Annotated in this window: 6 protein-coding genes; all 6 read left to right on the top strand. The window is 68.1% G+C overall.

All coding sequences use genetic code 11. The annotated features are described in order from the left end of the window. The first annotated feature begins 99 nt into the window (after window positions 1-99). A complete protein-coding gene (locus tag VXD91_RS15015) occupies window positions 100-711 on the top strand; it encodes a TetR/AcrR family transcriptional regulator (RefSeq protein WP_212811849.1) in 612 nt (203 codons plus the stop codon). Window positions 712-723: 12 nt separating this feature from the next. Then, a complete protein-coding gene (locus tag VXD91_RS15020) occupies window positions 724-1,779 on the top strand; it encodes a hypothetical protein (RefSeq protein WP_346415771.1) in 1,056 nt (351 codons plus the stop codon). Between the two features lie 37 nt (window positions 1,780-1,816). Continuing rightward, entirely contained in the window at window positions 1,817-2,662 is an 846-nt protein-coding gene (locus VXD91_RS15025; RefSeq protein ID WP_226521638.1) for a siderophore-interacting protein, read from the top strand. Between the two features lie 74 nt (window positions 2,663-2,736). Further along, on the top strand, window positions 2,737-3,900 hold the full coding sequence (locus tag VXD91_RS15030; protein ID WP_226521639.1) for a lactate 2-monooxygenase: 1,164 nt from the start codon (window positions 2,737-2,739) through the stop codon (window positions 3,898-3,900). A gap of 166 nt (window positions 3,901-4,066) precedes the next feature. Further along, on the top strand, window positions 4,067-5,143 hold the full coding sequence (locus VXD91_RS15035; RefSeq protein ID WP_346415772.1) for a Fic family protein: 1,077 nt from the start codon (window positions 4,067-4,069) through the stop codon (window positions 5,141-5,143). A 68-nt stretch (window positions 5,144-5,211) separates the two neighbouring features. After that, a complete protein-coding gene (locus VXD91_RS15040; protein WP_318986022.1) occupies window positions 5,212-6,108 on the top strand; it encodes a tyrosine recombinase XerC in 897 nt (298 codons plus the stop codon). Window positions 6,109-6,188: the final 80 nt, after the last annotated feature.

Genomic DNA, 6,188 nt, shown 5'->3' on the forward strand with positions numbered 1-6,188 from the left:
GTTGTTCAGAAGATCGATGATGTGTGCAATCGCTGTTGCTATCGTTATGGATTGGACAGGTGATGCAGACGGTGCAGGAGAACTTGAAGGAGCCGCGCCATGACCACAACTGACGACCGGATCGTGACGGCGGCAGTGCGGCTCTTCGTCGAGAAGGGCACCACGCAGGTCACCATCAGTGAGCTGGCGCAAGAGGCGAACGTGGCCCGCGGCACCCTGTACCGGAACGTCGGCTCGATGGACGATCTGTTCGATCGCGTCGTCAGTGAGGTCACCGCGGACCTGCATCGGCGCGTTTCGGCTTCGTTCCTGGCGGCGGCGACCGATGATGCCGCGACGAGGCTGGCCACGGGCATTCGGATGTGGGTGCGCTATGGGCACGAGAACCCCATGCTGGGACGGTTCGCCGTCAAGTTCGGCCTCAGCGAAGAGACGCTGCGCACCTGGATGGCCGGCCCGCCGAGCAGTGACGTCGACGCCGGCGTGGCGGCCGGCCGCTACCAGCTGGGTGAGATCGGAGTCGACAGCGTGGCCTCGATGGTCATGGGCGCCACGGTCAGCGCCATGTGGATGGTTCTGGAAGGTCATCAGACCTGGCGTGAGGCAGGCTCGGCCACTGCGGAACTTGTGTTGCGCGCCTTGGGGATCGACACCCAAGAGGCGCACCGCATCGCGACCGAGCCGCTGCCCGCACTGCAGCCGTCCGCCTGAATGCCCGCTGGCATGGTTCGCGCTCGCCGCTGTTTTCGGTGGCTCGCTGCCGTCATCGGATTGGTCGTCGCACTCGTGGCGGGCGAATGCGTGTGGGTGCGTCCCTCGCCCGTCGCGATGCCCGCGGTGCCCGACGCCGGTTACGGATTCAGCGTCGGCGCGCCCCAGTCCTGGATGAGCGACGCCGACGCCGACCGCGAACTCGATGCCGTCGCCCGAACCCGGGCGCAGTGGATGCGGGTGCTCATCGACTGGCACATCGTGGAACCCGTTAAGGGTCAATACAATTGGCACTACGTCGACCACTGGGTGAACGGCTCCAAGAAGCGTGGCCTGAAGGTGCTCGGCCTGATCGCGTACAGCCCCGCGTGGGCTCGGGCGCCGGGCTCGTATTTCAGTGCGCCACCGGTGAATCCGGCGGACTACGCCGCCTTCGTCACCGCCGTCGTGCAGCGCTACGGCGACCGCGTCGCCGATTGGGAGATCTGGAACGAGCCGAATCTGCCGCTGTTCTTCGGATTCACCGACAACCGCGCCGCCGTCTACACCGAGCTGCTCAAGGCGGCCTATCCGGCGATCAAGGCCATTCAGCCCGGCGCCACGGTCATCGCCGCCGGGCTCAGCCGCGCCACCGGCCCAGACGCACCGACCAAATTCCTCGCCGACATGTACGCCAATGGCGCGCGGAAGTTCTTCGACGCCACCGCGATGCACCCGTATGTGTTCCCGGGCGGCATCGCCGAAGACGGCGACAACGGGTGGTCGGACCTGGTGCGCGTGCACGACCTGATGACCGTCAACGGCGACGGCGACAAGAAGGTCTGGATGACAGAACTGGGCGCCTCGACGTGCGCGCCGCAGGCCCGGGGCGTCAGCCAGGACGAGCAGGCGCGCCAGATTCTGCAAGTGCTGTCGGGCGTGGCGGGGACGGGTTGGAGCGGCCCGGCCTTCATCTTCGCGGTGCGTGACACCGACACTGCCAAGCGTGACGACCTCGAATCCAACTTCGGTGCGTTGCTGACGTCGGACTGGAAGCCCAAGTACACGGCGGCGGTGCTGGCTCGGTAGCCCACCACGGCGGCCGCGCCGCTCGTATAGTCGAGGCGTGGCAGGCCGTCCGATTCATACGTTCGAAGTACTCCGCACCCAGCGCCTGACCCCGCACATGATTCGTGTTGTGTTCGGCGGCAACGGGTTCGACACCTTCACTCCCAAGGAATTCACAGATTCCTACGTCAAGTTCGTCATCGTGCCCACGGGCGTCCAGGTCGCCGGTCTCGCGCAGCCGCTGACGCTGGACAGCTTCGAGGAGCTGCCGGCCGACCAGCGCCCGACGGTGCGGACCTACACCGTGCGCAGCGTCGACGTCGAGCAGCGCGAACTCACCGTCGACTTCGTCGTACACGGCGACACCGGCGTGGCCGGGCCGTGGGCGGCGTCGTTGGCGCCCGGCGATCCGGCGTATCTCATGGGACCCAACGGGGCATACGCGCCCAACCCGGCCGCCGACTGGCACCTGCTGGCCGGCGACGAAGCCGGGCTGCCGGCGCTGAGCACCGCACTGGAAGCGTTGCCGCCCAACGCGATCGGCCACGCCTTCATCGAAGTCGACGGACCGGACGACGAACTCGAGTTGACCGCGCCGGCCGGCGTGAAGATCCAGTGGATCCACCGCGGCGGCCGCGCCGACCTCGTGCCCGATGACCAGGCCGGCGACAACGCACCGCTCATCGCGGCGGTCCGGGCGGCCGACTGGCTGCCCGGCCAGGTCCAGGTGTTCGTGCACGGCGAGGCGCAGACCGTCATGCACAACCTGCGGCCCTACCTGCGCAAGGAGCGCGGCGTCGGCGCCGAATGGGCGTCCATCTCCGGCTACTGGCGCCGCGGCCGTACCGAAGAGACCTTCCGGCAGTGGAAGGCGGAGCTGGCGAAGGCGGAAGCCGAGGCATAGGCCGGAAAGCCGACGCGCAGGCCGACGCTAATGTGCGATCCTCAGCCGAAGTTTGCGACGGAAGGGCGGGCCTGATGGCGTTCGGTGACTACCAACTCGAGATTTACCTGCAGGGGCTCGGCGGTGTCGTCCCGACGCTGCCGATCTCGTTCGCGGAACTCGAGGAGCGCGCCCAGGCCGCGATGCCGCCGTCGATCTGGTCGTACGTCGCCGGCGGCGCCGGTGACGAGCGGACGCAACGCGTCAACGTCAGCGCCTTCGAGCGTTGGGGCCTCATGCCGCGGATGCTGGTCGGGGCCACCGAGCGGGACCTGACGATCGACCTGTTCGGGCTGAAGCTGCCATCGCCGTTGTTCCTCGCGCCCATCGGCGTCATGGGCATCTGTGCCCGCGACGGCCACGGCGACCTGCATGCCGCGCGGGCCGCGGCCCAGACCGGGGTGCCGATGATGGTCTCGACGCTCACCAGCGATCCGCTGGAGGACGTCGCCGCCGAATTCGGTGATACCCCAGGCTTTTTCCAGCTGTACACCCCGAAAGACCGCGACCTGGCGGCGAGCCTCGTCAGCCGTGCCGAAGCGGCGGGGTACCAGGGCATCGTCGTCACCCTCGACACCTGGGTACCCGGCTGGCGCCCCCGCGACCTGTCGACCGCCAACTTCCCGCAGCTGCGCGGCCACTGCCTGTCCAACTACACCAGCGACCCGGTCTTCCGTGCCAAGTTGCCCGCGCCGCCCGAGCAGAACCCACAGGGCGTGGTGATGCAGTGGGTGCAGGACTTCGGCAACCCGCTGACCTGGGACGATCTGCCCTGGCTGCGGTCGCTGACGAAGTTGCCGCTGCTGGTCAAGGGCATCTGTCACCCTGACGACGCGCGGCGCGTCCGCGACGCCGGCCTCGACGGCATCTACTGCTCCAACCACGGCGGCCGGCAGGCCAACGGCGGAATTCCGGCCATCGACTGCCTGCCCGGCGTCGTCGCGGCGGCCGACGGCCTGCCAGTCCTGTTCGACTCCGGCGTCCGGACCGGTGCCGACGTCGTCAAGGCGCTGGCGCTGGGGGCGACGGCGGTCGGCATCGGCCGGCCGTACGCGTACGGCATGGCACTGGCCGGCACCGCCGGCGTCGTTCACGTGGTGCGGTCCCTGCTGGCCGAGACCGACCTGACCATGGCCATCGACGGCTACCGCTCACTGGCCGAACTGACGCCGGATGCCTTGCGGCGCGTCGACGTCTGAGCGAACAAGTGGATGCAACACCCGATCTTACATCCACTTAACTGATAAATGGATGTAAGATCGCAGGGTGCATCCACTTAGCGCTGTTACTTATGAGGATGTGCGCTGGGAGCCGCAGGTTCATTACGCAGGTATGCCAACCAAGTACGGCACCTACCATCCAGCAGTGCCGGCAAGCATCGCCGAGCTGGACCTGGTGTTGCCCGACGCGGTCTTGGCCGAGGCTGAAGCAGCGAGCCGCGAGATCGCCCGGTTCGACGCCGAACTAGCCGGCGAGATCGCACCGTTCGCTGCGGTCCTGCTGCGGTCGGAATCTGCTGCCAGCTCCCAGATCGAGAATCTCTGGGCGTCGGCAAGTGCTATCGCCGAGGAAGAGCTCGTCGGTGGCACTGGCAAGCGCAACGCCGCCGACATCGTCGCCAACACCGCCGCGATGCGGGCTGCGTTGGATCTCTCGGGGACCATCGACGCCGCAGCCATCCTCGCGATGCACGCCGCGCTCATGGTCAATCAGCCACGGCACACCCCGGGGCAATGGCGTACCGAGCCGGTGTGGATCGGTCGTGGATCGACACCTATCGGTGCGACATTCGTAGGCCCACGTCACGAACTCATTCCCGCTGCGATCGACGACCTCATCGCGTTCACGAAGCGCACCGACACCGCAGTACTGCCGCTGATCGCGGTAGCCCACGCTCAATTCGAGACGCTGCACCCGTTTACCGACGGCAACGGTCGCACCGGGCGTGCGCTGGTCCAGGCAATGCTGCGCAATAAGGCACTGACTCGTCAGATCACTGTGCCGGTGTCGGCGGGGTTGCTGGCCGATACGGACGGATACATCGGGGCACTTACGGCGTACCGGGAGGGTGACGCCGCGCCCATCGTGGAGCGATTCGCCGAGGCAAGCCTGCGTGCGACGGTCAACGGTCGGCAGCTGGTCACAGACCTGCGCACCATCCGCGCCAGCTGGAACGACAGGATCACCGCGCGTGCGGATTCAGGAGCGTGGAAGGTGGCCGACCTACTGACCAGCCGCCCCGTGATCAATGCCGCACTGCTCGTGGACAAAGGCATTGTGGCCCAGACTGCACACGCCCAGCGTGTACTGACGCCATTGGTTGAGGCAGGCGTGATCATCGAGACCACCGCTGGGCGCCGCAATCGCGTATGGCGATCCCCGGAGGTTCTTGCTGCGCTCGATGCGTTCGCCGAACGTGCGGGCAGGCGCGTCGACGCCTGAGGTCACAGCTCGGCCACCGACGGGTGGCGTGACGGGCGATCGGCCGAGCGTTCTGCCAACGTAGGGGAGTGCACCAGGCGGTTCTCGACGAGTTCGATCAGTACCTCGAACTCGAATGCGGGCGTTCCGAGCACACGCGGCGCGCCTATCTCGGTGACCTGCGGTCGTTGGGGGAATTCCTCGGCGACGACGCGACCCTCGGGGACCTGGACCTGATGACGCTGCGGTCGTGGCTCGCCGAACAGGCCGCGAGGGGCGCCGCCCGGACCACGCTGTCCCGCCGGACCTCTGCGGTCAAGACCTTCACCGCGTGGGCGGTGCGGCGCGGGCTGCTCGAGACCGACCCGGCCGTCCGGCTGCAGACCCCCAAGGCGCATCGGTCGCTGCCCGCAGTGCTGCGGCAGGACCAGGCCGTCGATGCCATGTCGGCGGCGAATTCCGGTGCCGAACAAGGTGATCCGGTGGCGCTGCGGGACCGGCTGATCGTCGAGATGCTGTACGCCACCGGCATCCGCGTCAGCGAGCTGTGCGGCCTGGACATCGATGATGTCGACCAGAGCCGACGGTTGCTGCGCGTGCTCGGAAAAGGCGACAAGGAGCGCACCGTGCCCTTCGGCGAGCCGGCCTTCAACGCGCTGCGGGCCTGGCTGTCCGACGGCCGCCCGGCGCTGGCGGTCGCGACGTCCGGCCCGGCGCTGCTGCTCGGGGCACGGGGACGACGCCTCGACCCCCGCCAGGCGCGAACCGTCGTGCACCAGACGATCTCGGCGGTGGACGGTGCGCCCGACATCGGGCCGCACGGCCTGCGCCACAGCGCGGCCACCCACCTGCTGGAAGGCGGCGCCGACCTGCGCGTGGTGCAGGAGCTACTGGGCCATTCGTCGCTCGCGACGACGCAGCTCTACACGCACGTCACCGTCGCCCGGCTGCGCGCCGTCCACGACCAGGCCCACCCCCGCGCGTAACTCGCCATCGCGAGCTTTTTGGGGCCGCTCGCCGGTGGCGAGGGTGCGCATCCCGCACGCGAATAGCGGCGTGTCGCCGT

The sequence above is a fragment of the Mycobacterium sp. SM3041 genome (assembly GCF_039668335.1).
Lineage (GTDB): Bacteria > Actinomycetota > Actinomycetes > Mycobacteriales > Mycobacteriaceae > Mycobacterium.